Consider the following 25,713-nt stretch of genomic DNA (forward strand, 5'->3'; position numbering starts at 1 on the left):
GTTGGCTATCGGTCCAGGCGCCGCGGCGTGTACACCACCGATACGCTCTGCAGCGTGTGCGGCAGCTCGTCGCGCGCGGTGCTCACGATGTTCAGGCTGAGGTCGGTGCCCACGCCGTCCAGCCGCACCTTGGAGAGCACGTTGGCCGGCACGCTGTAGTAGCTTTGGCCGTAGTTGCTCACGCTGTAATAGGCGCCGCCGGCGTTCTGCAGCACGTTGACCACGTCGGTCAGGCCCACCTCGGGCTTTCCCAGGCTGTACTCGCCCTGCACCAGCAGGCGGCAGGCGCTGCGGTTCTTGCTCTCCAGATCCACGCGGCGAAAGCGTTTTTTCTCCATCGGGCTCTTGGTGTGGTTGAAGGCCAGGCGCAGGTAGGCCTGGATCTGCGCGCCGTCGAAGCTGCGGCCCCGGTCGGCCTCGTAGACAAAGCCGTCGTCGCTGCCGAAGAAGTTGCGCGGCTCGCCGCCGACCACCGCATCGCAGGTGCAGCGCACCGTGCGGCCATAGTCGATGGGCATGAAGGCCAGCGCGCTGCCGCCGTCGGCCGTGGGGATGGGCGTGACGCTCAGGCTCTCACCCGTGGCGAAGAACAGGCGCATGCGCTTGTCGGCCCGGTTGACCACCGAGGCCGTGACCTGCCGCGCCTTGAGCAACCGCTGGATGCGCGAGGACAGCGGCAGCCGCTCGAAGTTGCCGAAGGCCTGCGTGGCGCTGACCACGGCCACGCCCAGGGTGTCGAACACCAGCACACGGCCCAGGTTCTGCACGCTGCCGCGCTGGGCGCCCACGTCGTCGGCAAAGTTCACGAAGCGCCAGTCGGCACTGCTGCTGCCGTACAGCACCCAGGTGCGCTCGGCGGCAAACACCATCAGCGCGCCGCCCTCTGCGTCTGACGGCAGCACCTGGAAGCCCGTGACCACGTCGCCGGCCGCGATCTCGGCGGCGCCCACCACGGCGGACCAGCGGCAGGGGTCGCCCACGGCACTGTGCTGCACCGAGCCCTCGAAGCTGAAGAACAGGTGGTTCTTGTGCGCCACGCAGTGCACGGGCTTGTCCACCGCCATGCCGGTGGCCAGGGGCACCAGCACCTCGCCGTCGAACTCGAAGCCCCGGTTCACGCCATCGGCGCCGTAGATGCGCTGCTGCCCGGCCCGGCCGTTGAAGTTGTAGACCACGGCGTCGAGCCGGCCGCCGGGCAACTGGGTGATGGCCGTCTCGGCGCCGCTGGCGGTGGCGGCCACGCCGGCCGTGAAGGCGCCTGCGGTGAACGGCCCGCCCGAGGGCGCCGTGACGATGAAGCGCCCCTTGGCCGTGCCGGCCGCCCAGGTGCCCGACTCCACCACCACGCGCTTGACCATCGCGGACACGGTCCCCTTGGTGATGTTGGCGCCCACGGCCGGCTCTGCCCCGCTGCCGCCGGTGAAGGCCAGCTCGTGGTGATGGAACACCGGCATCCAGCCGGTGGCCGAGCTTTTGTAGATGCTGCAGGCCGTGGCGGCCACGTTGTCGCGCCAGGCGTAGACCGTGCCATTCAATACGGCAATGCCCCGCAGCGGCCCCGACCCCGGCACGGCGCCAATGGCCGCGCGGTAGTGGTCGGCGGCCAGCGCCGCAAAGGCGTTGTCGTCAAAACCGTCGATGTCCGAGGCATCGCCATCGAACACGCCCACAGCGCTGCCCGCCACCGTGAGCGGCTCGCCCACGGCGAATGCGCCCGTGAGCTTGGTCACCACCATCTGCGCCGCATTGCGCAGCGCCAGCACCAGGGCCGTGGCCCCCGAGGTGGCACCCGCCACCGTCTGCCCCACGGCTAGGCCCGTGAAGGCGGTGGCGGCGCGCAGGCACTTGAAGGCCGCATCGCTGGGCCGGGGCCGGCCGTCAAAGCGTTCGTAGCCGCCGATGCGCTCATAGCCCTCCAGAGCCGAGCTTTCGTAGTTGATCGCGCCCGTGACCATGCCGGGGCGCAGGGTGAGCTGCGCCGACTCGGCATCGAGCCCGCCCGCGAGCGGGAAGTACTGGGTCTTGAGCGCAGGCATGCGCATCTCGCCGGTCATGCCAAGGGCCTCGCACCGAAGCCGGGCCTGGGCAGCTGCGACTGCGCCAGCGCCGAAAACCCCATGCTGTAGTTCTGCTCGGCGCGCTGGTAGACCTCGCTGGCCGCGTCGAAGCCGCCGTACTCGCGCAGCGCGCGCCAGCCGATCAGGTTGTGAAAGCGCGCCGGCAGGGCCGGCTCGTCGGCGTCGAGCACCATGTCCACCACATCCTTCACATAGGCCGCGCGCACCATGTGCGCCGCGTCGGGCGTGGGCCCCACCAGCAGCTCGCCGCCGGGCGCCATGCTCCAGCACTGCAGCGCGCCCGGCGCATGCACACCCACCAGAAAGCGCTGGCGGAACGCCTCGTAGTCGAGCCAGGCCAGCGCATGCTCGCTCACCTGCCCGTCGGCCACGCGCCAGGCGCTGGGGCGGTAGCCGTCGGCCGCAGGCTTCCAGGCGGCGAAGTCGGCCAGGGCGAAGCCGGGGGCCGCAGCCTCGGGCACCATCAGCAGGGCACCGGCCGCCACCTGGCCCAGCGCCTCGCCGCGGCGAAACAACCAGGACTCGTGCGCCAGCGCGATGTCGCGCCAGGCCCAGTTCACCCACTCGAACACGCGGGCATCGTCGCCGCTGGCCGTAGTGGCCGAGGCCGGCGGGCCGCCCGACAAGCCGCTCTCGCGCTTGACGGCCCGGGCCAGTTGCAGGAAGTTCATGGTGCGCGCCCTCCCCGCTCAGCTTTTGCGTTGCAGGGGGAAGCGGGGCTTGTCCACCCAGCGCATCCTGTCGATGTTCTCGGGCTCTTCGGGGTCGGCCTCGCGCACCGTGTAGGCCAGGCCTTCGATGTGGTCGGCCATCTCCACCGGCACGCGCACCCAGCGCTCGCGCTGGATCTGGATCTGGTAGTTGTTGAGCCCGAAGAACGGCTGTTGCGGTTCGTGCAGCTCGCCCTTGAAGAGTTTGATCTCGCAGGTCTGGCCCGAGAAGCCGTGCTGCTGCACGGCCACGTCGATGTCGGTGTCGGTGCCGGCGGTGGGTTCGGCCAATGCGGCGGCCTTGGGTTGTGCTTTTGCCATGGGGGTGCTCCTTCAAAGGATGGGGCCGGCGGCTTGCCGGCCCCTGGGTTGCGATGTGAAGCGAAGGTCAGGCGGACACGCCGTGCTCGATGCGCGTCATCCAGGCGTCGTTCAGGATCGCCGCGGCCGACCACATCTTGAAAGCCACATGCCCGCGCTGGCCCATGGGGTCGCTGTCGCTGGGCTTGGGGTTGACCACGATGGGCGTGAGGCCCGAGCCCGATGCCGACAGGTTCACCGTGGCATAGGCCTCCTTGCCGACGATGACCGACTGGTACACGTCCACCGCGGTGCCACCCAGCATGCCGTTCAGTGTCGCGTTGCCGGCGTTGACCAGCGGCGCGTACAGCGTGGACGAGACGAAGCGGATGTTCTCGAACGAGCCGATCTCGTTCTCGCACAGCGGCTTGAAGGTGCCGTAGTTCTGGATGCGCGTGTAGCCGGCCGGGAAGAACGCGGGGTTCTGCAGGTCCATCTCCACGTTGGGGTGCACGAAGCAGACGTAGCACGGCGGGATGGGCAGCGTGCCCACGCCGTCGGTGGCGTTGAGCACGGTGGTCAGCGCCCGCGCATCCTGCGCCTTGAGCTGGCGGATGGCGCGGCGCGCCACGTTGGCCGTCATGGTCGTGTTCACCGTGTTGCGCGCCACGCCGTTGGCGTACAGCACCTGCGTGCCGGCCTTGATGGTGTTGTACAGGATCAGCTCCTGCGTCTGGCCCGCCGTCTCGCCCAGCGAGGCGCTCAGTTCGCTGAGCACCGGGTCTTCGTGCGTGTCGGCAATCACGTCGGTGATCTGCACGCGCTGGCCGTACTGCTCCAGGTTGGCCGACACGTCGGTGCTGGTGATGTTGCCCTGCACGGGCGTCACGCCCTCGGTCAGCGGCGTGGTGGTGGGCGCCAGGCGGCCATAGCGGCGCCACTTGACGACCTTGGTCTTGCCCTTGGGCACGGCAGTCACCACGGCAAATTTGGCCATGTTCAGGGAGGGCTGGGCACGCTCCAGCATCTTGTCCACCGCATAGGCGGCGGTACGGGGGGTGATGTCACCGTAAACGGTCATATCGATTGCTCCTCATCGGGAAAATTGGGTACGGGTGTCCAGGCGCTGCGGGTGGCCGCAGCGCCTGTCATGGAGCGCATGGGGGCGTCAGCCCGCGCGCGTCAGGCGCTGGCGCCGAAAGAAGTCCAGCGACGCCTCGAAGTCGTCCTCAGGGGGCAGCCCGCCCTTGGCGCCGCTGGCGCGCGAAGGCAGGCCCGCCGCCGACTGCAGCCGCGCGGCATTGGCGCTGGCGCGCTGGGCGGCCGGCTGCTGGGGGTAGTGGGCAATGGGCGCACGGCCCGCGCGGCGCAGGTGCGCGTCGTAGGCGTCCATCACCGCGATGGCCTCGCCCGGGTCCTGCCCCTGGTAGAAGGCCGCCTGAATGGGCTGTGGCTGGGTGTGGATCCAGGCGCTGAAGTCCGTGCTGCGCACCACCTCCACGGCATTCGGGTAAGTGGATTGGAAGGTCTGCATCGCGGCCTCGTAGGCGGCGCTGCGTTGCTCCTGCGCGCGTTGCTCCTGCTCGGCGCGCAGGCCGTGCAGCGGCTCGACCATGCGGGCGGCGGTCTGCTCGGCCACCGTCGCGGCCTGCGCATCCACGGCCTGCAGGGCCTGCTGCACGGCGCCCACCAGCCCATGCAGCTCGGGGAACTGCTGCACCTTCTGGGACAGCTCGGCCAGCCGGGCAGCGGCGGCGGATCCATCCGCGGTAGCGCCCGGCGCGGCCTTGCCGCTGCCCTTGAGCTGGGCGTTCTCCTGCAGCAGGCGGTCGCGCTCGGCCCGCGCCTGGTTCAGGTAGCGGTTGAGCTGGCCCACGCGGCCCATCTCGCTGCGCGCCTTGTGCAGCTCCTCCTGCGTGCGGCGCAGCAGCTCGGCGGGGTCGGGGTTGCCGGCCCTTTCGGTGTGCTGCGCGGCGCTGGATGCAGGTGCGCGCGCACGGGCCTGCGCGGCATCGGTGCCCGTGGCTTCGGCGCCCATCGCCGTTGCTGCGGGCAAGTCCCCATCGGGGCCTGCCGGCATGGCGGAGGTGGGCACCTGTGCATCACCACCCGTTTCCACACGCTCCTGGCGCAGCGCATCCAGCGCCTGTGCCATCTGGTCCTCGGCATCCATTGCGCTGGCGGCGCCCTCGTCGGATTCGAGGCTGGCGGCGGAGGTGGAGTGGTTGCTGTTGCTGCTGCTGTCGGTGGCGTTCATGGTGCGGTCTATCCTTCTTCGGCATGGCCCGCGCGGGCCAGAGGCAGTGGTGGTTGCTGACACCGGGCACATCGCCCGTGAAAGCAATGTCCGCGAAGAGGCGACCGCGCTGAAGGGGTGGCATATATGCCGCCGTTTCAAACGGCCCGCCAAGTCGAGAGGAGTGATGAGGGTGGTGGTTTTTCACGGCACGCCAAGCGAAAAAAAAGCCCGCACTCGGCGGGCTTGATTTATCGGATTCCCATCAGATGTCGGGAAAATTCTGGCTGACGAAAGACTCCACAAAGGCGAGCGCATCGGGCTGCAGCCGGTCGATCTGGCATACCTCCTGGTAGCTCCTCCAGAACATCTGCACCCGATCGGTCACGCCCGGTGGAAAATCCATCTGCCTGGCCACGATCTCCTGCCACGACCCCTGATCGCGGTACACTGCGGCCAGTCGCGGCTGCATGGCAACCAACGCAGCGTTCTGTGCCTCTCCCAACTGGCCGATCACGTCCAGAAAATAGCTGTCCAGCAGCCTCAGAAAGGGCTTGCCTGCGTAGCGATCCATCTCAATCCTCCTTGGGTTTATCGGGGTTCAGCTCTGTCGTGAGCGGAGCCTTGTTTTTACTATCTTTCCGGCAAAGCCTGGCCATTGACTGGCCCTTCTCCACGGTTTTTCGGCTTTTTCTTTTTGTTGGCTGGCGCGCCCGCAGGGATTGCCCATTCCGAATAGCCACCCCGAGCTCCATCGTCGGGGTGAAGAGCTCGCCAAAATGGCGAGCCAGGGGTGTGTTGCTCCTGAGGGACCAAGCGCATCACACCGGCCTCGCCATGAGCAGCCGACCTGGAGGCATGCTCCCACACCCAACCCGCAGGAGTTTTGCGCCCCCCCGTCGATGACACTGCACCCATCACACCCGGGATCAGCCGCTCCATCATCTGTGCAAACTCAGGATCGAGAACAAAGGCGCCATCAAGGGCCGCATTGGCGCGATTGAAATGCACCGCCCGGCTTCTTCCAAAGTCCTCCAGCTTCAACTTCATCTCGAAAGCTACCGTGTAGGCGTGGGAAGCCCAGGGCAATCCGTCAGCCCCCATCTTGGGCCACAACGCCTTGCGAGAATCGGCTTGCGCCTCACCGCTTTCAATCGATGGGCCTGTTCTATCGCCCACATCCGGCATCGCGAGATCTTCCGATCCAGCATACCCACCAGCCATGCCGGACTGCATGGATTCCGCCACCTGCGCGCCAAGGGGCGCAGCCCTTTCCGCAAAGGCGGGTAATGGGACGTCTTGTTCCTGAGCCAGCACTTTCTTTGCACGCGACGCGCTGCGTGGTGCCACATGCAGCTGGTTGCCAGGCATCTCGAGAAGATCGCCTTCGGGGATTCCAGCCTTTCTCAGCCGTGCCAATGCCGACTGCCCGTTGCTCACCACCGACAGGGTCCCTTCGCTGAGCAACTTCATGCGCGTTGGCAACGCTGGTGCAGCACCGTCGGCGCCGCCCAACGGATCGAAGGAGCGTTCGGCCGGCTCAGACACCTCTTGCCTGCTGGCAAGAAGCTTCCCAGGCAACAACGACAAAACCTCCTGCGCTCGCCTCGCGCTGCCTGGCTCCACCATCACCCCGCCTGGACTTGCAAAGATATCCGAGAGCGCTATTCCCGCCTGCTGAAGTGCTTCACCTACGAGGACGGGGTCCCCCCGCACGGCCAAGGTACCGCTGTCCAGCACCTCCATCCGGGATATGGCGGCCATTGCAGACGGCGAGTCTTGCGCGCCCCGCTCCCGTTGCACCGAATCCGCCTGCACAGGCGTGGACTTCATGGCGCTCGCTGTCGCGGCCTGCGGCGCCTCGAAGGGCAGATCGTCGGTACGTGGCCAGCCTGCCTCACGACCTTGTGCTTCATTGGGACCACCGTGCCGACTGCGGCCATGGCCACCCAACTCCTTCGGTCCTGCCGAACTCTCACGCTCGGGGGCAGGCAGGTGCGGCGATGGCTGATACGGCGTCTCGGGCGGAATATCACCTCCGGGAACATCGTCTTCAGAAACGGACGCCACAGCATCGACACTCCCGGGGCGCCTTCGCCCCCTGGCGCCCGACGCAATGCCGAACAGTGCGCCTGCAGCAGCTTCGTCGAGGTACTGAGCCACCTGGCCCTGGCCATACGGATCACGGCCGGCCCCCCACTCCTCGGGCACACGCTGCACAGCCTCGGTGCCGCCCTGCACTGCCATCTGGGCGCCCATGGACTTGCCCAGGCGTTCCAGTGCATTGCCCTTGAAGGTCTTGGCGGTCAAGGCATCCAGGCCGATCCTGTCCGCGAGCGTGTCGATGGCCGTAGAGACCGTGGCACCGGTCAGCATCACAGGCAGGTCGATGGGGTTGCCGGTCCTGTGGGCCTCTTCGGCCGCGTCGCCATAGACGGAACCAAAGGTCTGAACGGTGTTGTTCAGCGCAATGCCGACCGCCTCGCCCAGCGCCTTTCTGCCCAAGGTGTTGGCGATCAGGCCACCCATGCCGGCCGAGAGAACGGTGGTTGCATGTCCGTTTTCATTGGGCGATGCAGCACTGGCGCCAAAGCCTGGCCCGGGCGGGGCACCAGCGTCCGGCTACCCAAGCAACAGGCGAGCCCTGTCCGCACTGCCAGGCGACACCAGCACGCGATCAACTATCTGGATCAGTTCAGCCGTACCGATACCTGCCCGTTGCAGGCGCGAAATGGTGGCTGCCGGATTGTCGCCAGCTACCGCCCGCAAGCCCCTGTCCAACAATGTGATGCGCAATGCTGCGGGGCGGCCTGGAGCGCTCAGGCTTGTGCAGCATCGGTGCGTTCGGCTGCGGCGCCCACACCCGCCCACACCCGCCCCGACTATCGCCGCAGCAATTCTGCAACCAGGGCGAGCAAGGTCACTGCCGCGAACAACGCATAGACCGCCACGACGGCTTTGGCCCAGCGATCCCCGGCCTTGGAGCGGCTCCAGATCACTGTGATCGAGTAAGGGATTTTTCTGGCGGCACAGTAGAGCGCTGGCGCCAGAAGCCCTGTGGCCAAAAGCAGCAGATAGGCAATGGGCAGCAATGGATGAATGCCGTAGAAGAACTGGAAGAGTATCTGCAAGAAAACGCTCACTCAATGTCGATGGGAAAAACCGAAGAGGCATCCAGGCGGGCGCTCGGTCGCTGAACAGCGGCAAGGCAGCTGTTTGCACGAACCCTCAAGCGCCGTCACACCGTCGCCTCTTCACCACAGCACCCCAATCAGCGCAAACGCCCCGCCCAGCACGAACATGGTCTGGAACAGCATGCTGCGCAGCTTTTCATCGGCGCTTTCGCCGGACCACGACTCCACGCCCGTGAGCTGGATCACCGAGCCCCAGGTGGCGAAGATCGCACCCAGGGCGGCCAGGACCTTGCCCATGTCGTCCGGAAAGACCAGCTCCAGCGGCCGGCCCAGACCCGAGTACATGATGACCAGCAGCATGAACACGCCCACGATGGCCAGGCCCGAACGCCAGAACTGGGAGCGCGTGCGCAGCAGGCGCGCGAGCGATGCCTGGCGCATGGCCTCCAGCTCGGTGCCGGTGCTCCATGCCCCCGCGTTGTAGCGCGCCAGCTGGTCTGCGGGCTGGATGATGATGGCCAGGTCATGCGCCGCCGCCATGTTGGCGAAGCGCTGGCGGCTGAACAGAAACGCCCACAACGTCGGAAAGGTACTGAGACGCTTGGGCACCACGGGGGGCACCGGGGACGGCATGCTAGGTTTCCGCCCTCTTTCGCGCTGGCAGCAGCATCCCATGCACGGCGCCCTGCGAGGGTGCGGTGCAACGGTGCGTGAAGTGGGAAATGCGATCTACTGCCATCCCTGGATCATAGGGGCAGGTGGCACAGGTGCAATAAAACAATGGCCGGCTCGGCGCACCCGCCCGAGTTCACTTCGCCAGCAGCCTGCCCTTGAGGTTCTGGAATTCCAGCTCGGTGATCGTGCCATCGGCCCGGAGCTTGCCCAGCTTCTGCAGCTCATCGGCCACCGAAACCGGCCCTGCAGCGGCAGGCGCTTGCGCGGCTGGCGGTGCCAGCACGGGTGCCGCAACCGGCATCACCGCCGCCGCCGGAGCACTCACCTTGCGGTACTTCGCGGCCTCCACGCTGGCCTTGGCCACCAGGTCGTTCACCGTTTGCGAGTCGAACTCCACAAGGGTGGGGTTGGCGCCCAGGCCCGACAGCTGTATGCGCAGGGGCTGCGTGCGGGCCCGGTCCACGGTGGCGGGCGTGAGGTCGATGAAAATTTCTTCCGCGTAGGAGCAGCCGTTGCGGCACGACACCACCCGTGCGCCCAGGCGGCCGAGCTTGAGGCTTTCGCCCGCATCCGTCTGCGCCACCGAGAGCGCCTTCCAAGAGCTTGCGCGGTAGATCTCGTAGTAGTGCACGTAAAAGTCGACGTCGCCCGTGGCCTTGCTCACCAGGGCCGACAGTGTCCAGCGCCGCACGTCCATCGCACCGGCTTCGCGGCTGACGGGCTGCGCCTCCAGCTTGGCGAAGCGGTAGAAATCGCCAGTACCCGGCTGGAGGGCTCCGCGCTTCTTGGCCGCCGCGTCCTTCACACTGCCGCCGAGCGGCGGTGCAGGCGTATCGGAAAACACGCCCCGGTTCATGGCCTCCATGTTCGTGGCCTGCTGGGCAAAGGCCGCAGCGGCGCTCAGCGCCATGGCGGCCACGGCCAGATTTTTTGCAAGTCCCTGCATGCGTCTCCCTCTCGACTTTGTTGTGTGGGCCCGGCTCTCACCAGGCAGCCGCATGATCATAGAACCTGCCTACAGCAACGCCACAGATGCGGCGGCGGATGACACAGGAACCAAAAGGACAAAGGCCGCGCCCGCGCAGGGCCGATGCAGAGGCAACCCCGCCTTGCCCGGCATCACACCCCGGCGCCCACGCCTGGCGCCATTTCCACCGAGTAGAACACCCGGCGCAGCTCCGCATCGTCCGATTGCACGCTGGCCTGCACCTGCTCGGCAAAGTGCGCCAGAAAGCGCTGTGCAGCGAGCGACGGGGTTTCGTTGCTGCGGCGGATGATGCCCACGGTGCGCGGAGCGAACTGCTCGCGCAGCTGCAGCGCCACCATGCTGCCGCGCAGCGACGCGGTCTCGGCCAGCGGCCAGGGGCAGAAGGTGAGCATGTCGGTCTTTTGCACCAGGGTCAGCATCAGCGAGGCCGACTGGGCCAGGTGGATGTGGTGGCGCGGCACTGCGGCGCCGTGCTGGGTGAAGAGCTGGTCCATCAATTCTCTTTCACCGCCGGGGCCGAAGTTGAGCACCCAGTCATCGCCCAGCAATTCGTGGATGGACGATGCGCCCGCACGCGGGTGGCCGGCGCGGGCCATCACGGTGGCCTCGTAGGTGAAGAGCGGCGTGGACTGCAGGCCCAGCATCTCGTCGGACGCGGCGATGCGGCCGATCATCAGGTCCAGGCTGCCCTCGCGCAGCTTGGGGTAGGCCAGGGCCGAGAAGCCGTCGAACAGCTCCAGCTGCACATGCGGCATCTCGGCGCGAAATGGCGGCAGCACGCGCGCCAGCAGGGTCTGGGCCACCCAGGGCGTGATACCGATGGACAGGCGCTGCGGCGCGCCCACGTCGCGGTGGCGGGCCAGGTCCTGTTCGGCCTGGTGCATTTGCTCCAGGATGCGCTGGGCGTGCTGCACCAGGTCGCGCCCGGCGGGGGTGAGGCCAATGCCGCCGCTGTGCCGGGTGAACAACGCCAGCTGGCAATCTGCCTCCAGCTCGCGCATGCCCTGGGTGACGGCCGCCTGCGTAACGCCCAGCGCACGCGCCGCCGCGCGGATGCTGCCATGCGCGGCCACCGCGGCGATGTAGCGCATCTGGTGCAATTTCATGGTGGCCATTATGGGTGCCCGCAGGCCCCGGCCGCCCTTGCAGCCCTGCCACAGCACAACCCTGTGACAACAGCAAGACAAGCACCGCCATACGGTGCATGGCAGCCCCTGTCTGCCGCCGGGAGGGTGGGGTTTCTAGACTTTGCCTGCATACCGCACACCACTCCAAGAACCGCCATGAACCAGGTCACCGAACGAGACAACGAACAACAACAGCAACCGCACCAGCTCGCCCATGCGCACGGCAGCGCCTGCGCCGCCGACCCAGTGCTGCCCGGCATCCGCGCCATCGAGGCAGAGATGGTGGCGCTGCGCCATCACATCCATGCGCATCCCGAGTTGGCATTCGAAGAATTCGCCACAGGCGACCTGGTGGCAGCGCGCCTGGCCGAGTGGGGCTATACCGTGCACCGGGGCCTGGGTGGCACCGGCGTGGTGGGCACGCTGCGCCTGGGCAGCAGCCCGCGTGTGCTGGGCCTGCGCGCCGACATGGACGCCCTGCCCATCCACGAGGAAACCGGCCTGCCCTACGCCAGCACCCACCAGGGCAAGATGCACGCCTGCGGGCACGATGGGCACACCGCCATCCTGCTGGCCGCGGCGCGCCACCTGGCAAAGGAGCGCAGCTTCGACGGCACGCTGCACCTGATCTTCCAACCTGCCGAAGAGGGTCTGGGCGGGGGCCGCAAGATGATCGAGGACGGCCTGTTCGAGCAATTCCCCTGTGACGCCATCTTCGCCCTGCACAACATGCCCGGCCACCCGGTGGGCACCTTCGGCTTCATGGGCGGGCCGTTCATGGCCTCGTCGGACTCGGTCACCATCACGGTCAAGGGCCGGGGCGGCCACGGCTCCGCCCCGCACCTGGCGGCCGACCCGGTGGTGGCGGCAGCGCACATCGTGCTGGCGCTGCAGACCATCGTCTCGCGCAATGTGGACCCGCGCGAGATGGCCGTCATCTCCGTGGGCGCCATCCACGGCGGCGATGCGCCCAACGTGATCCCCGGCAGCGTGCTCATGCGCCTGACGGTGCGCGCCTACCGCCCCGAAATCCGCGCCATGCTGCGCGAGCGCATCACCGCACTGGTACAGGCCCAGGCCGCCACGCTGGGCGTGCAAGCCGAGGTGGACTACCACTGGCGCTACCCGGCCCTGGTGAACGATGTGGCCAGCACCGACTTTGCACGCCAGGTCGCGCTTGACTGGCTGGGTGAGGAAGGCTTGATGCCCAACCTGCAGCCCCTGACCGGCAGCGAAGATTTCTCCTTCATGCTGGAGCAATGCCCCGGCAGCTACCTCATCGTGGGCAACGGCGTGGGTGATACGCATGGCAGCGGCGGCTGTATGGTGCACAACCCCGGCTACGACTTCAACGACGCATGCCTGCCGCTGGCATCGACCTACTGGGTCAAGCTGACCGAGCGCTTTCTGGCAGCGCCGGCCTGATCCCTGCTTGCCCCGCCCCCTTACCCTGTTCGCAACCCTTCACCTCCACGGCCCCCGACCATGCACATGCCCATCTCCCGTCTGTTGACCCCCTTCCTCGCCGTGCGGCCCACGCGCCGGGGCGCCCTCGGGCTTGCCGTGGCTGTGGCGGCATGGGCCTGCCATGCGCCCGCCGCCCTGGCCCAGGGCGCGCCAGCCTGGCCCACCAAGCCGGTGAAGATCGTCATTGGCTACCCACCAGGCGGCTCGGTGGACCAGGCCGCGCGCATCATCGGCGACGCGCTGGGCCCCAGGCTCGGCGCCACGCTGGTCATGGACAACCAGGGCGGCGCTGCCGGCGCCATTGCCGCGCAGCGCGTGGTCAGCAGCCCGGCCGACGGCTACACCCTGCTGGTCGGCTCCAGCAACGAGATGGCCGCCACCGGCCTGGTGAACCCGGCGCAGAAGTACGACCCGCTCAAGGACCTGGCGCCCATCGGTCTCATTGCCACCGCCCCGGTGCTGCTGGTGGCAGGCCCCAAGACGGGTGTGAAGACCCTGGCCGAGTTCATCGACCTGGCCAAGCGCAACCCCGGCAAGTTCAGCTACGGCAGCTCGGGCGTGGGCTCCACGCTGCACTTCGCGGGCGAGCTCATCAAGCAGCGCGCCGGCATCTTCATGGCGCACATCCCCTACCGCGGCACCGCCTCGCTCACCAGCGACCTGGCCGGCGGCACGCTGGACTTTGCGATGCTCTCGCCCACCGCCGCCCTGCCCTTCATCCAGAGCGGGCGCCTGGTGCCCCTGGCCATCACCAGCGCCGCGCGCAGCCCGGCCCTGCCCAATGTGCCAGCGCTGGCCGAGCACCCGCTGCTCAAGGGCTACGATCTGGTCGGCTGGTTCGCCATGGCAGCGCCGCGCAACCTGCCGCCCGCCCTGGCCCAGCAGCTCACCCAGGGCCTCAAGGCCACCCTGCAGGACCCGGTCGTGCGCCGCCGCCTCGAAGACGCCGGCATGGTGCTGCCCACGCCCCAATCCGACCTGGCCACGCTGATGCGTGACGACATGGCGCAATACGCCAAGCTGGTGGACTTTGCCAAGATGAAAGACTGACCGCCTCGTCAGGGCGTGCGATCATGCGGCAGACCTATTTGTTCTTCCAACGACCTGCCCATGACGACCACCCCCGCCACCCCTGAACAATGCGCGGCCCTGCGCACCGCGCTGCTGGCGCTGCACCGCCACCTGATCGAGCTGGAGCGGCGCGACTATGAGAAAGTCCACGGCCGCCAGTCTGCCGGCGAGTTCCTGCAGGTCATGGCGTACGCCGAGTCCATGCGCTGGCTGGAGCCCCTGAGCCGCCTGATCGTGATGCTCGACGAGGCCATGGAGCCCGATAATGCCGACGCCGCCGAGGCGCCCCACGTCGTGGCGCGCAGCGTGCGCGAGATGCTCAAGCTGGAGCATTCGGCCGAGGCGGATTTTTCAGGGCATTACCAGCGGCACTTTCACACCTCGCCGGAGCTGGCGATGGCGCATGCGGCGGTGATCAGGGCGCTGGGGTAGGACTGCACCTGGGCTCGCAGGGGCGCTTGCTGCGGTGCAGCTCAGCCAGCCTCATCGGGTTGAACGAGATTGATCAGGTTGCCACAGGTGTCCTCCAGCAGCACCATCGTGATCGGCCCCGCGCGCATCGGCTCGCCACGAAACTGCACGCCATTGGCCTTGAGCCGCGCGTAGTCGCCCGCCAGGTCCTTGGTGATGAAGGCCGTGGCCGGAATGCCCGCCTCGAACAGCGCGCGCTGGTACGCAGCCGAGGGTGGGAAGGCCATGGGCTCGAGCACCAGTTCTACACCCTCGACCCCATCGGGCGAGTTGACGGTGAGCCAGCGAAAGCTGCCCATGGGGATGTCCTTGTCCTTCACGAAGCCCAGCTGGGTCGTATAGAACTTCAGGGCCTTTTCCTGGTCGTCCACGAGGACGCTGGCGAGTTTGATCTGCATGGTGGTCAGCTCCTCAAAGCGGTTTGCGCGCTACTGCATTGAGCAGGGTTTCCTCGCGATCCTTGGGCACGCCAAAGCCCATCCATTCCAGGGCGCCCAGGTCTTTGCGGCTCCACCACAGGTAGGGCATGCTGATGTGCTCGGGCTTCACCTCGAAGCCGGCTTCGCCCAGCATCGCCAAAAACTCTGGCGCGCTGCGCTGCACATGCATGGGGTGGCGAAACAGCAGCCGGATGGCCAGGCTGTGGATGTACGCGCGGGTGCTCTCGGCCAGCAGCAGGTGGCCGCCCGGCTTGAGCACACGAAAGATCTCGGCCAGCGCGGCCTGCTGGTCCACGATGTGGTGCAGGGTCTGGTGGCACAGCACCAGGTCCACCGATGCGTCGGGCAGCGGGATGTGCTCGGCATGCGCGTGGTGCAGCGTGACAGGGGGGCTGACCGTCTGGCGCATCGCTGCGCTGCGCTCGGCAAAATCCGGCTCGGGATCGAGGGCATGGATCTGGCTGGGGCGAAAGCGCTCCGCCAGCTCCGGAATGGAGTGGCCCAGGCCGGTACCGATGTCCAGCACGGCACCGCCCTTGGGCAGGTCGGGTGCCAGGCGCTGCAGGTCGTTGAGGGCGCGCTGCAGCACATGCACGCGCCAGGTCGCGGTGGACAGGAACCACAGGCCGAAGCGGGTCTCGGGGACGAAGGCGGGTGACGCTGTAGCGGCCGGGGGGGACGAAAGAGAGGGCATGGATGGGCTTTGGCTGGGGGCCTGTTCGGACGGCTTTTTCTTCAATAGATGATAGGTCAAGAGAAGGCCCGGCCCCCTATCCCCTGGTTCATGGAACGGTAACAGGCATCGGCCCCTGGGCCGCAACCCCCCATTGCACCACAATCATTTGAATTCAAATGATTGTGGTAAAATCGTTTCCCATGAAAGAAGCCCTGCCCGACCCACGCCACCGCATCGGTATCCGCCTTGTGGGCCTGGCACGCCGCTGGCGCCAGGCGCTGGATGCTCGACTGTCTGCCAGCGGCTTGAGCGATGCCACCTGGGCGCCGCTGATGCACCTGCACGAGCTGGGCAGCGACAACGATGTATCGCAGAGCGCGCTGGCCGCGGCCGTGGGGCTTGATGGCTCCAGCCTGGTGCGGCTGCTCGACATCCTGGTGGAGCGCGGGCTGATCGAGCGCCGCCCCCACCCCGAGGACCGCCGCGTGAAGCTGGTGCACCTGACGCCCGCCGGCCGGCGCACCGTGGCCGCCCTGCGCAAGCAACTACAGGCCATTGAATCGGAGCTGCTGGCCGACATTGGCGAGCAGGACGCGCTGGCGATGCTGCGCGCCTTCGAGCGCATCGAGGCGCGCATCGCCGCACAGGCATGACCACCATGCAGCACACCGCCATGCCCTCTTCATCCGCCAGCCCCGCCAGCTCGCACCTGGCCAGCCTGCTTCGCCTGCTGGCACCCGCGCGCCTGCGAGAGAGCTGCGCCATCGCCCCCCTGCCCTCGCTGCGCAATGCCGCCGTGGTGGGCCTGCAGGCCGGGCTGGCGGTGCTGATCGCAGCGGCGGCCACACACCTGTCGCCATGGGCGCACCTGGTGGGCTATGCGGCGCTGGGCGCGCTGGCGGCGCTGCTAGGGCGCTTTGCACCCGTGGGCCAGCGCATGCCCGCCGTACTTCTGGCGGGCGCGCTGCTCGTCGGCGCGGTCGCGCTGATGTCCCTGTTGGGCTTGGCCGGTGCAACGCCGGCTGCCCTGCTGCTGTGCCTGGGGCTGCTGGCCGGCGCAGTCTCTTGGCTGGCCGGCCGCTGGCGCCTGGGCCCGCCGGGCGCGGTGATTTTCGTCTTTGCGGGCTGCGCAGCCATGGTGCCGGTGGATGGCGGGCTGGCCGCCGGCGCCCGCCTGCTCTTCACCCTGGCCGGTGTCGCCACGGCCCTTGCCGTCTGCCGCGCCACCGACCGGTTGCGCTCCGCGCCCTCTGCGCCGCCTGCCGCACCCGCGCTGCAGGCACCGTGGTTGGCCTTTGCCCGTATCGCCCTGTGTACTGCCAGCGCGGGCCTGCTGGCCCTCGCCGCCGGCTGGCAGCACCCCGCCTGGGCCGCCATCGGCGCCATGGCCGTGCTGCAGGGCGGCCCCCTGCATGCCGCCATGCACCGCGCGGTGCAACGCACCATCGGCACCCTGGCCGGCGCGGCCCTGGCCTGGATGATCCTGGCGCAGCACCCATCGTTCTGGCCGCTGCTGCTGGCCGTGATCGTGCTGCAACTGGCCACCGAGGTGGTGATCGGTGCCAACTACGCCCTGGGCCAGGTTTTCGTGACGCCCATGGCCCTGCTCATGACCTCGCTGGCAGCGCCTGCGGCGAGCAGCGGTATGCCACTGGCGCGCGTGCTCGACACCGTGCTCGGCGCGCTGGTGGGCATGGCGTTTGCGGTGGTGTTCTCGACGCTGGAGGACAGGGTGCACCTGGCGCAGCACCATAAGCGAGCGCAGAGCGCCTAGGCGCCTGCACACCGAGCCCTTGCGCTTTCCTAGGAGGCGTTGGACGGTTATGCGGTCTAAGTTGCGTTAGGCTCGTCCAATGAATCCACCAACAATCGCATGCGCTCAGTCCATACGCGACGGCGGAATTGACGCCATGGCTGCTTTAAACGACGCATTGAGTCGCGCAGTGGTCGGGCTTGAAAGTCATGAGCAAAATGATTTAAAACGCGTATCTGCTCGAGTAATGGCTGAAGAGGTCACAGAAATCATCAACCCCGTTATTGCGGCATACCCAGAGCTTTCGCCGGATGATGAAACTTGGGCCTCTATTGCAAAAACAAGAGCGGCGGAGCGTTCAAGTGGCGCGCAGCCTCAACCGTGAAACGCAACACACCAATGCAAAAGTCGTCCAACACTACAGTCAAGCGGACCGCTATTGAGCTAGCGCTTGATGGTGCCCTGCGCGCTGCGCGCTTCGGCGGCCGCTTACTTCCAGGTTAGGCCTCATGAGCGAACCACCTGTTCTTATCGACGGTGTCCAAGTCTTGCGGTTCTGCAACTTTTCCCCTGACACGCGTCCGACAGGCCGGCGCACTATCTTCGCTGGGGACGAAAAAATCGACCTTGCAAAGGTTCGTGCATTGGTCGTAGGCGAGAACCTGTCGAACGGCGACTTGGTGCTGCTGCACTGCACCTCCGACTGGAGGGCGCTAGCTTGCTTCGGATTCGAGAACGTCGACGCCGCCGAGGAAAGCGCGTCAGCCGCGTACATCGGTGCCCCCTTCCCCTGGAAACAATATCGAACACTCACCCAAACCGAGATGGCCGAGGTCGAGAGTACACGTGCTGTATTGAAGGCGTGGTCCGCCGACTACGAGCGCAAGAGGCTCAAAGACGACAATGACTAACCCTTCTCTCAAGCGGAGCGCCAACGCTGAACGTCCGCTATCACTTGCAGCAACCGGCGGCTCTTGGCCGATGGCGGTCTTCTCGTCCAGGGCTGCACAAGAGCGGGCGAGATGCAGTTCCCAAACCTAGCCAGCCGACCACCCTGCCGAGTCAGTCTATCGGGCATCCACCTACCAACTTCGCGTAGAGGACCTCTTTCTCACCATCAACCGGCACACAGGTTCCCAGCTTGAACATGTATTGAAGCCTCCTGGCTGAACAGCTTTGTCCACGGTCTAAGATCAACTCGTTTTGAACCGCAGCACTGTAGTACTTGACTGCCCTCTTGCAGCTCGTGCTTGACGTTTCATAGGCCGGTCGGGCATCTGCCAGCACCCGCCCCGCATAGTCAGACTGGTACCGCGCAAGCCTCTCTGGCGGCACCGGGCCACTCGCATCCAGATCGACCAGTTCTTGAAGGTACTTCTTCCCCAGCTCCGGGTACCTGGCCAAAGCGCGGCAATGGTAGCCACGGGGCAAGTTTCCGCATCCCGTATGCCTCGCGCCGATGTTTGCAATCCACACATCGTAGAGATAAGCCGTTGCAAACTGCTGCCGCGCAATCCAGTCATCGTTCTCCGCCCGCTTCACCAAATCCTCCATCACCTGCGCTGCAGGAGGCTGGTCGGGGTCGGGCAACTCCATGACCAACCAGTTCATGTGCCAAGAGGGAACTGGCCAGGCGAGAGGGCTCCATGAGCTCATGCAAAGCAATGCGCACACAGCCAGGCTGCGTCTGATTCTGGCCTTGCTGGGCAAAGACATCAGAAGACTCCGGTCAGTCACACCACACCCCCTGTATACAGCACCGCCAGCCGGTCCACCGCCGCCTGCACGAAGTCCTCCGGCAGATCCTGGATGATCCGCGACGCGGGTGTGAACACGTCCTCGCCATGGCGCTCTTCGATCGCCTCCAGCACGGCCATGCGCGCATCGCGGTCCAGCGGATAGTCATCGCCGAAATGGGCCAGGGTCGATTCCAGCGCAGCCAGGGTGATGGGCATGCCCAGGCTGCGCAAGCCACCACGTGCCAGCAGGGCCATGTCGCCCGCGCTGTTCCAGTAGAACTGGTTGAGCGTGCCGTTCATGGTCTCGGCTTCCAGCCACCACAGGGCAATGGCCTCTTGCTCCTCGCGCAGCAGGATGTCGAAGCCCTGGTCGCAGCGCGCTTCGAGTCGCTTCCAGGTGGGACTACTGGTCACGCTCATGGGGCGCACTCCCTACCGGCGAGCATCATGGCCTGGCCTTGCCCGGCGCGACGATGAACCGTGCGACCGCATCCACCACCCCTGGCGCCAGCGGCTGGCCCGGGTTGGCATAGGTCGCCATATTCGCCGCAGGGTCGTCCGTCACCACGGCCTTGAGCACATGGTTGGTATCGGGCAGCAGCACCAGTTGGGCAGCGGGCTTGGCCTGGGCCAGCAGGCGCGCGTCCTGCACACCCACCTGCAGATCGCGCTCGCCCTGCAGCACCAGCACGGGCTTTTCGGTGGCGGCGATGAGCCTGGCCGGGTCTTGCGCAAAGGCGCTGATCAAAAAGCCCTGCACTGACTCGTTGAACAAGGGCTGCAGCGCCGGGTGCAGGCTGGCCGGGTCCACACGGCCGCCGCCCTCCAGCTTGGTGATCGCAGCCAGCGCCTGGTCCAGGATGGGCGCGTTGGCCGGGTTGGCGCGCAGCTGGTCGCGCAGCACCTGGCCCAGGGGCCGGCCGGGAGTGGCCACGAGCAACAGGCCGCAGATGTCCCTGGCTTCGCTGCCCTGCACGGCCGATAGCGCTACGAGGCCGCCCTCGCTGTGGCCCAGCACCCACACGCAGGGCACACCGGTGGTGCGGCGGATGGCGCCCACCCAGCTGTGCACGTCGGCCGCATAGTCGGGGATGGTGACGGCATTGGCATCGGCCACCGCCTTGGCACTGCCGAACATGCCGCGCTTGTCGATGCGCACCGTGGCAATGCCCCGGGACGCGAGGTCCCGCGCCAGCAGTTTGTAGGTGGCGGCATTCACGCCCATGGGGTTGTTGCCGTCGCGGTCCGTGGGGCCCGAGCCGGGCACGATCAACACCACGGGCGCGCCCGGCTTCGCAGGCGACAGCAGCGTGCCCTTGAGCGGCCCCAGCGGACCCCGGGCTTCGATGGGCTTATCCCGCGGATCGGGGGCGGGCTGCGCTGCTGCGGCCAGCGATGCGGCCACAGCCGCCAGGGCCAGGAGGAGTACTTTCATGTGGCCAAGTATTGCCGATGTGCAGCCATCGGCCGTTACAAGTGGTGGCCTCGTGGGTGCACCGGCAGGGCTACCGTCAAACCCGCGGGCTACCCCCTCAAGCCCCGGCCTTGCCCCCATCCACGCCTTTGACATCGCCATCGCCGCCGTGCGGAACCGCGCCGCGGGCCGCACCACCAGATGTAGACCTACCGCAGGCGCCCGCGTCGACACCGACCCACCCGAACGGGTGATCACGTGTCTTTCGTCTGTCCACAAGGCGCCAAAGCTGCTAGAACACGCGCCATGAACCGAACCCGCCCTTTACCCCAGCGCATCACCCCCTGGCTTCTGGCACTGACGGCCTGGTTGCTGCTCGCCGCGACACCGGCACCCGCCACGGCCACCACCGTCAGCGCTGGCTATGACACCTCGTGCTCGGTGTCCGATACCGGGGCCGCGCAATGCTGGGGGGCCATGGCGCTGGCAAAGACCAGCACGGCCGGCATTGCCGACGTTCGCGTGGGCAAGGGCTTCGGTTGCGCCCTGCTCAAGACCGGCACCGTCAGTTGCTGGGGCACGATGGGTGGCCTCTCGCTGGGCGCAGCGTCTGCGGACACGCTGGGTACACCGATCACCGGCATCTCGGATGCAATACAGCTGGTGGCAGGGGCCAGCCATGCCTGCGCACTCAGCCGTTTCCGCGAGGTGTACTGCTGGGGTGACGGCAGCCAGGGCCAGTTGGGCGAGCCGCTGCGCGCGACACCCACGGCCGAGGCGACCAAGGTGCCAGGCTTCTCGGGTACATGGCGCATTGCAGCCGGCAATGGCAGCACCTGCGCAGCGCTGACCATTCGCACCGTGGTCTGCGTGGGCGCCGGCAGCCTGTTGGAAGGGGCGCAGTCCGATCCAGGCAAGGCCCGCACGGTGCCAGGCATCCGCAATGCATACGACGTATCGATCTTCGATGGCCATGCCTGCGTGCTGCTGGGCAATGACAAGGTCGCCTGCTGGGGCAACAACCAGCATGGAGAATTGGGCGCGCCCGCCAGTAGCGGCGTGGCCACCAGTCCTGTCGACGTGGAGGGCCTCTTGGGCCCCGTCAAGGCCCTCACGGCGGGCCACCGCTTCACCTGTGCGCTGCTGGCCAACGCCACACTCCAGTGCTGGGGCAACAACGCCAACGCCCAGTTGGGCACGGGCCTTCCCTACGCAGATAGCCAAGCGCCCACCCAGGTCGTGGGCATCACCGAGGCCGCCGAGGTCAGTGCAGGACAGGGGTATGCGTGCACCGCCCTGTACGGCGGGTACGTCAACTGCTGGGGGAAGCCAGAGCCCCTCCAGGCGATGGGCCATGGACTGTGCGATACGCACATTGCCACGTATCCCGGCTTCGACTATGTCGCATCCCGCGACAACCTTCCGGTGTGCCATGCCAGGCTCACCGGTGCGATCACCCCCTATTCCGTGCAGGGCCTCGGGCCCGCCCACGACATCGGCCTGGTGCTCGACTGGGCCGAAAAGACCTTGCCCTCGCTGTTTCCCGCGCGGTCGCATTCTCTGGCCGACCCACTGCAGGACTTCTACACCGAGAACTACCCAGGCGGCCACACCCTGGCTGTCACGGGCCATGGCACGCCCCGCCTGTTCTACCAAGGGCCGGAAAGCGGCGGCAGCGTGGTGGAGCTGGGAACCCTGGCCCACTGGGCGCAACTGGCCGCCCGGCCCGCCCTGGCACTGCAGGCCACCGTGTGGATCGACTACATGCCAGGCCCTCCCAGCCCCGGCTGCAACAACCTGTTTGCCGCCTACGCGGTGCGCGCCGGAACCACCGGTTTTCCCGCCGGTTTCAGGGCTACGTCGGTGCGGCTGGAAAAGCCCGGCCTGGTGGTCGATGTGCCCGTGCGGGACCGGTATCTTTACGCACGTTTGACGACTGCCGCCGACTGGCTCTCCAACCGCGGCCGGTTGCCCGGCGCACCCATCCCGCCCGGAATGATGGAAGAGCCGGTTTACAGCGGCGTCGCCCAAGGCTGCCCCCCGGCCGGACTGACGCCCGGCGACGACGTGGATGTAGTGCTCTTCTACACCACGGACCAGGGGAGCGGGTCGCTGCGCGTCAAGGCCAAGGGACCGATTCTGGCGACTTCCTGAACCTGAGGGCCTGCGCTGGTCGCCAGCGAAATCTCTTTGGCCAAACCCGCTTTCCCACCCATGAAGTCCTTGCCATGAACGCCCACCGATTTTTACTACAGCGGCAGCGCATTGAAGTCTGGCTTCTCGCCCTGGCCGCCGGGCTATTGCTGCTGCTGGCCGCGGCGCCATCCCCCGCCCGGGCAACCACGCTCAGCACCGGGTACGACACCTCGTGCTCCGTCTCCAACGACTGGGTGGCGCAGTGCTGGGGTGCGGTGCCGCTGGCCCAGACCGGCACCGCGGGCATTGCCGACCTGCGCGCAGGCAAGGGCTTCAATTGCGCGCTGCGCAAGGACGAGACCGTGAGCTGCTGGGGCGACATGGGCAGCCTGTCGTTCGGCCCCGCAACGGGCGACACGCCGGGCCAGGCCATTGCGGGCGTGCGGCAGGCCACCCAGTTGGCCGTGGGCGCCACCCACGCCTGCGCGCTCAGCCGGGGGGTGGTGTACTGCTGGGGCGATGCCAGCCGGGGCCAGCGCGGTGCTCCGGTGAGCCCTACACCCTCGGCCCAGGCCACCTACGTGGAGGGCCTGTACCAGGTGGTGCGCGTGGCCGCCGGCAACGGCAGCACCTGCGGGGTCAAGGTTGATGGCACCGTGTGGTGCTACGGCAGCGGTAGCCAGCTCACCGCACCGGGCGGCATGGCCCCCGCGCCCGGCACGGGCACCATGGTGCCGGGCATCAGCGACGCGGTGGACGTATCGCTCTTCGACGGCCACGGCTGCGTGCTGCGCAAGACGGGGGCTGTGGCCTGCTGGGGCAGCAATGCCAAAGGGGAGTTGGGCACGACGCCTAGCACCACGCCGGTGACCGCTCCATTGGACGTACCGGACCTCGGCGGCGCAGCCAAGGCCGTTGCCGTGGGACCGGGCTATACCTGCGCCGTGCTCGCCGACGGAACGGTGAAGTGCTGGGGTGGCAATCCCAACATGCAGTTGGGCGTAGGCTACCACCGGGACTCCGCCACGCCAGAAACAGGCAAGGTGCTGGGCATCGCCGATGCCACCACCATCAGCGCAGGCGCAACGCATGCCTGCGCGGTGCTCGATGCTGGCTACGTCAACTGCTGGGGCACCGGCGTCGGCCGTGGCGATGGCCTTTGCGATACCGTGGGAGCCTACTACCCAGGCGTGCAGTACAGCTACCCCAGCTCCAACCTCGCGGCCTGCTTCAGTGGGGCATCCGCCACGCCCTATGCCGTGCGGGGGCTTGGCCCGTTGGCCGATGCGAACCAGGTGATGGACTGGGCAGAGGCCAGCCTGCCACAAACCTTTCCACCCCAGTTCCAGATCCCCTCTTTGCCTGACCGCATCCCCAACTACCTGGTCCGCGCCTACCCCGGCAACACCTACCTCGCCGTCAACGGCCACGGCACGCCGCACCTGATGTACCTGGGCCCCGACAGCGGCGGCCAGCTGCGCGACCTGGGCCGTCTGGCCCAGTGGGCGCGGCAGGCGCGCGCCTCGCAGCCCGTTACGCCGCCCATCAACACCACGCTGCAACTGCTGCGGACACTGGTCACCGTGGACTTCTTTCCCGGGGCTCACCGCACCGGTTGCGACAACCTGTACGTCTGGTACCAGTTGAGCGCCACCGCTGGCAACGCCCTGCCCGCGGGGTTCACGCCGACCTCGGTACGGCTGCTCAAGGGCGACACCTATGTCGATATACCGAACGTCCGCGAGGACAGCAGATCCCCTGTGTCACCTGACACCTACCTGGGCACGGCCGGGGGCTGCCCCGCCACGTTGATCCGTGGCGACGACGACGTGGAGGTCGTGCTGTACTTCACCATCGGCGGCGAGGCGGGGCAGGTGCGGGCCAAGGTGAAAGTGATGGAAACGTCCTGAGGGCCAGCCCCCACGGCGCCATGCCGAATCAGGCCCGCAGGCCTGGCGGGCGCTGATCCGTCAAAAATCGTACTTGATGCGCGCGGTCAACATATTGCCGCGCTGCCCGTAGGTCTTGCCGTAGAGGTAGGCAGCCTGCCAGCCGAACTCGTGGTCGCCGAACTTGAAGCTGCCGAACAACGCCGGGCCTGCACGGTGCGACTGCTCGCGCCGCGGCGCCCAATCGTCCCACCGACCCACCTCGCCGAAGCCCTGCGCGCCCCAGTGCAGGTCTGGCATCCAGCGGTGGCGCACCTGCCACTGGTACTTGAGCTGCGTCGGCTTGCGCGAGAAGCCGCCGTAGCCCTTTTCGAAGAACACATTGAAGTTCAGTTGCGTGCGGCCGATGTCGGTCTGGAAGGCCGGGCCGAACTCCAGCGTGTGCCCATCGCCCAGGTGCTTCGGTGCCGATACCAGCGTGTGGATCGCCAGGTCGAACGGGTATTCGCCCTGGGTCAGCAGCACGTCGTTCTGCCAGTTCCAGCTCGACAGCGTGGTGGGCGTGTCCGACGCGGTGATCCAGCTGGCAATCACCTCGGTGTACCAGCGGGCGTTGACGTTCCAGCCCAGCCCCACCTCGGGCCACTTGGTCAGCGCCGAGCCCCGCGAGGCCACGGTCCAGTAGCGGAAATCAATGGTCATTTCACCGGGATCACTGTACGCGGTGACCACGTAGTAGCCCGGGTCCGCCAACGCGGCCCCGCCGGCCAGGGTGGCAGGGATGCACAACACGCGGAGTATCGAGCGCAACAACCGGGGCCTTTCCGGCACGCCGGCACATGGACAGCGCGCCCATGCGAATGGATGAACAACCCATTGTGCGGGGCCCTGGCAGCGCGGTCGAGCGCTGTTACGAGTGTTGTGCCGAGGCGTTGCAAATGCGGGAAAGGCGCGAGGTTCCAGGGCTAGCTGACCACCTACTCGCCGATCCCGGCGAGCAGCAGCCCGGGCAGGCGCTGATGGATCAGCGTGGCCCAGCCCTCGATCATGTCCACGAAGGCAGTACCCCGATAGGTACCCAGCGACTCCAGCCCGGCCGGCGTCAGCGCCGTGAGAGCATAGCCCACTGTCACATCGCAAGCGGAGTCGCCTACCGGCGTGCAGGCGATCTCCACTGTGCCGGTGCGCAGGGCCGGCGTGGTGCGCACGTACTGCGCTCGCCGCTCAGCAGTGTCGAAGCGGCTCACCAACCAGATGGTGAACTCATCGGCCTCGCCGGTGGTGAAGACCAGACCCTCGCGGGTATGGCCATCGAGGGAGTTCAGGTAGCGTGGCGCCCAGCCGGGCACCCAATGCGATTCACCCTCTGGTGTGAAGAACATCAGCGCTGAATCGGCTGGCGCAGCGAT

The 25,713-nt window shown here is 67.3% G+C and carries 27 protein-coding genes; 9 read left to right on the forward strand and 18 right to left on the reverse strand.

All coding sequences use genetic code 11. The features are described from left to right. Positions 1–5: 5 nt before the first annotated feature. From ACSQ9E_RS15130 to ACSQ9E_RS15180, 11 genes are all read right to left on the reverse strand, one after another. Entirely contained in the window at positions 6–2,054 is a 2,049-nt protein-coding gene (locus tag ACSQ9E_RS15130) for a hypothetical protein (protein WP_436218323.1), read from the reverse strand. Beyond that, positions 2,051–2,749 (reverse strand): hypothetical protein, encoded by a 699-nt coding sequence (locus tag ACSQ9E_RS15135; RefSeq protein WP_428001170.1) that lies wholly within the window; start codon positions 2,747–2,749, stop codon positions 2,051–2,053. The genes ACSQ9E_RS15130 and ACSQ9E_RS15135 overlap by 4 nt, the downstream gene beginning before the upstream one ends. Positions 2,750–2,767: 18 nt before the next feature. Beyond that, positions 2,768–3,109 carry a hypothetical protein gene (locus ACSQ9E_RS15140; RefSeq protein ID WP_057203383.1) on the reverse strand — a complete coding sequence of 114 codons (342 nt, stop codon included), beginning with the start codon at positions 3,107–3,109 and terminating at the stop codon, positions 2,768–2,770. A 67-nt stretch (positions 3,110–3,176) separates the two neighbouring features. Continuing rightward, on the reverse strand, positions 3,177–4,169 hold the full coding sequence (locus ACSQ9E_RS15145; RefSeq protein ID WP_057203384.1) for a N4-gp56 family major capsid protein: 993 nt from the start codon (positions 4,167–4,169) through the stop codon (positions 3,177–3,179). 87 nt (positions 4,170–4,256) lie between these two features. Then, positions 4,257–5,345, reverse strand: a complete 1,089-nt coding sequence (locus ACSQ9E_RS15150) for a hypothetical protein (RefSeq protein ID WP_436218324.1) — start codon at positions 5,343–5,345, stop codon at positions 4,257–4,259. A gap of 244 nt (positions 5,346–5,589) precedes the next feature. Next, entirely contained in the window at positions 5,590–5,898 is a 309-nt protein-coding gene (locus ACSQ9E_RS15155) for a hypothetical protein (protein ID WP_057203386.1), read from the reverse strand. A gap of 59 nt (positions 5,899–5,957) precedes the next feature. Further along, positions 5,958–7,853 carry a hypothetical protein gene (locus ACSQ9E_RS15160; protein ID WP_436218325.1) on the reverse strand — a complete coding sequence of 632 codons (1,896 nt, stop codon included), beginning with the start codon at positions 7,851–7,853 and terminating at the stop codon, positions 5,958–5,960. A gap of 353 nt (positions 7,854–8,206) precedes the next feature. Next, positions 8,207–8,455, reverse strand: coding sequence for a hypothetical protein (locus ACSQ9E_RS15165; RefSeq protein ID WP_436218326.1), 249 nt, complete (start codon positions 8,453–8,455; stop codon positions 8,207–8,209). 123 nt (positions 8,456–8,578) lie between these two features. After that, on the reverse strand, positions 8,579–9,091 hold the full coding sequence (locus ACSQ9E_RS15170) for a hypothetical protein (protein WP_436218327.1): 513 nt from the start codon (positions 9,089–9,091) through the stop codon (positions 8,579–8,581). Positions 9,092–9,266: 175 nt separating this feature from the next. Next, a complete protein-coding gene (locus ACSQ9E_RS15175) occupies positions 9,267–10,079 on the reverse strand; it encodes an SHOCT domain-containing protein (protein WP_436218328.1) in 813 nt (270 codons plus the stop codon). A gap of 173 nt (positions 10,080–10,252) precedes the next feature. After that, the gene (locus ACSQ9E_RS15180; protein ID WP_436218329.1) at positions 10,253–11,227 is read right to left on the reverse strand and encodes a LysR family transcriptional regulator; all 975 of its coding nucleotides are present in this window, start codon (positions 11,225–11,227) and stop codon (positions 10,253–10,255) included. Between the two features lie 300 nt (positions 11,228–11,527). On the opposite strand from ACSQ9E_RS15180, the gene ACSQ9E_RS15185 reads away from it, so the two are divergent. Genes ACSQ9E_RS15185 through ACSQ9E_RS15195 form a run of 3 tightly spaced genes read left to right on the forward strand, consistent with a single transcriptional unit; the run spans position 11,528 to position 14,218 of the window. Beyond that, a complete protein-coding gene (locus tag ACSQ9E_RS15185; RefSeq protein WP_436220227.1) occupies positions 11,528–12,673 on the forward strand; it encodes a M20 aminoacylase family protein in 1,146 nt (381 codons plus the stop codon). A 60-nt stretch (positions 12,674–12,733) separates the two neighbouring features. Next, complete coding sequence (locus ACSQ9E_RS15190) at positions 12,734–13,765, forward strand: Bug family tripartite tricarboxylate transporter substrate binding protein (protein ID WP_436218330.1); 1,032 nt, start codon at positions 12,734–12,736, stop codon at positions 13,763–13,765. 60 nt (positions 13,766–13,825) lie between these two features. Continuing rightward, positions 13,826–14,218 (forward strand): hypothetical protein, encoded by a 393-nt coding sequence (locus tag ACSQ9E_RS15195; protein ID WP_436218331.1) that lies wholly within the window; start codon positions 13,826–13,828, stop codon positions 14,216–14,218. A 41-nt stretch (positions 14,219–14,259) separates the two neighbouring features. On the opposite strand, the gene ACSQ9E_RS15200 is transcribed toward ACSQ9E_RS15195, so the two are convergent. Then, entirely contained in the window at positions 14,260–14,655 is a 396-nt protein-coding gene (locus tag ACSQ9E_RS15200; protein ID WP_436218332.1) for a VOC family protein, read from the reverse strand. 13 nt (positions 14,656–14,668) lie between these two features. Further along, positions 14,669–15,391, reverse strand: a complete 723-nt coding sequence (locus tag ACSQ9E_RS15205; RefSeq protein WP_436178020.1) for a class I SAM-dependent methyltransferase — start codon at positions 15,389–15,391, stop codon at positions 14,669–14,671. 182 nt (positions 15,392–15,573) lie between these two features. Between ACSQ9E_RS15205 and ACSQ9E_RS15210 the strand changes: the two genes are divergently transcribed. The 4 genes from ACSQ9E_RS15210 to ACSQ9E_RS15225 all read left to right on the forward strand — a co-directional run bounded on the left by ACSQ9E_RS15210 (position 15,574) and on the right by ACSQ9E_RS15225 (position 18,037). Beyond that, positions 15,574–16,026 (forward strand): MarR family winged helix-turn-helix transcriptional regulator, encoded by a 453-nt coding sequence (locus ACSQ9E_RS15210; protein WP_436218333.1) that lies wholly within the window; start codon positions 15,574–15,576, stop codon positions 16,024–16,026. Between the two features lie 5 nt (positions 16,027–16,031). Further along, a complete protein-coding gene (locus tag ACSQ9E_RS15215) occupies positions 16,032–17,147 on the forward strand; it encodes an FUSC family protein (protein WP_436218334.1) in 1,116 nt (371 codons plus the stop codon). Positions 17,148–17,283: 136 nt separating this feature from the next. Continuing rightward, a complete protein-coding gene (locus ACSQ9E_RS15220) occupies positions 17,284–17,511 on the forward strand; it encodes a hypothetical protein (RefSeq protein ID WP_436218335.1) in 228 nt (75 codons plus the stop codon). Positions 17,512–17,635: 124 nt separating this feature from the next. Continuing rightward, positions 17,636–18,037, forward strand: a complete 402-nt coding sequence (locus ACSQ9E_RS15225; RefSeq protein WP_436218336.1) for a hypothetical protein — start codon at positions 17,636–17,638, stop codon at positions 18,035–18,037. Positions 18,038–18,188: 151 nt separating this feature from the next. Here ACSQ9E_RS15225 and ACSQ9E_RS15230 read toward each other — a convergent pair whose 3' ends face one another. The 3 genes from ACSQ9E_RS15230 to ACSQ9E_RS15240 all read right to left on the reverse strand — a co-directional run bounded on the left by ACSQ9E_RS15230 (position 18,189) and on the right by ACSQ9E_RS15240 (position 20,300). After that, on the reverse strand, positions 18,189–18,722 hold the full coding sequence (locus tag ACSQ9E_RS15230) for a hypothetical protein (protein WP_436218337.1): 534 nt from the start codon (positions 18,720–18,722) through the stop codon (positions 18,189–18,191). Between the two features lie 137 nt (positions 18,723–18,859). Further along, the gene (locus ACSQ9E_RS15235; RefSeq protein ID WP_436218338.1) at positions 18,860–19,285 is read right to left on the reverse strand and encodes a DMP19 family protein; all 426 of its coding nucleotides are present in this window, start codon (positions 19,283–19,285) and stop codon (positions 18,860–18,862) included. A gap of 25 nt (positions 19,286–19,310) precedes the next feature. Further along, positions 19,311–20,300 (reverse strand): alpha/beta hydrolase, encoded by a 990-nt coding sequence (locus tag ACSQ9E_RS15240; protein WP_436218339.1) that lies wholly within the window; start codon positions 20,298–20,300, stop codon positions 19,311–19,313. Between the two features lie 285 nt (positions 20,301–20,585). Here ACSQ9E_RS15240 and ACSQ9E_RS15245 point away from each other — a divergent pair, with 285 nt between their 5' ends. Together ACSQ9E_RS15245 and ACSQ9E_RS15250 are read left to right on the forward strand one after the other, a co-directional pair. Beyond that, on the forward strand, positions 20,586–22,433 hold the full coding sequence (locus tag ACSQ9E_RS15245; protein WP_436218340.1) for an RCC1 domain-containing protein: 1,848 nt from the start codon (positions 20,586–20,588) through the stop codon (positions 22,431–22,433). 74 nt (positions 22,434–22,507) lie between these two features. Continuing rightward, positions 22,508–24,325, forward strand: coding sequence for an RCC1 domain-containing protein (locus ACSQ9E_RS15250; protein ID WP_436218341.1), 1,818 nt, complete (start codon positions 22,508–22,510; stop codon positions 24,323–24,325). A gap of 60 nt (positions 24,326–24,385) precedes the next feature. Here ACSQ9E_RS15250 and ACSQ9E_RS15255 read toward each other — a convergent pair whose 3' ends face one another. Together ACSQ9E_RS15255 and ACSQ9E_RS15260 are read right to left on the reverse strand one after the other, a co-directional pair. Next, positions 24,386–25,096: a hypothetical protein gene (locus tag ACSQ9E_RS15255; protein ID WP_436218342.1), complete on the reverse strand. Its 711-nt coding sequence runs from the start codon at positions 25,094–25,096 to the stop codon at positions 24,386–24,388. A 185-nt stretch (positions 25,097–25,281) separates the two neighbouring features. Then, positions 25,282–25,686, reverse strand: coding sequence for an SRPBCC family protein (locus ACSQ9E_RS15260; RefSeq protein ID WP_235514626.1), 405 nt, complete (start codon positions 25,684–25,686; stop codon positions 25,282–25,284). Positions 25,687–25,713: the final 27 nt, after the last annotated feature.

The sequence above is a fragment of the Acidovorax sp. LjRoot118 genome, from assembly GCF_964253575.1.
Lineage (GTDB): Bacteria > Pseudomonadota > Gammaproteobacteria > Burkholderiales > Burkholderiaceae_C > Acidovorax.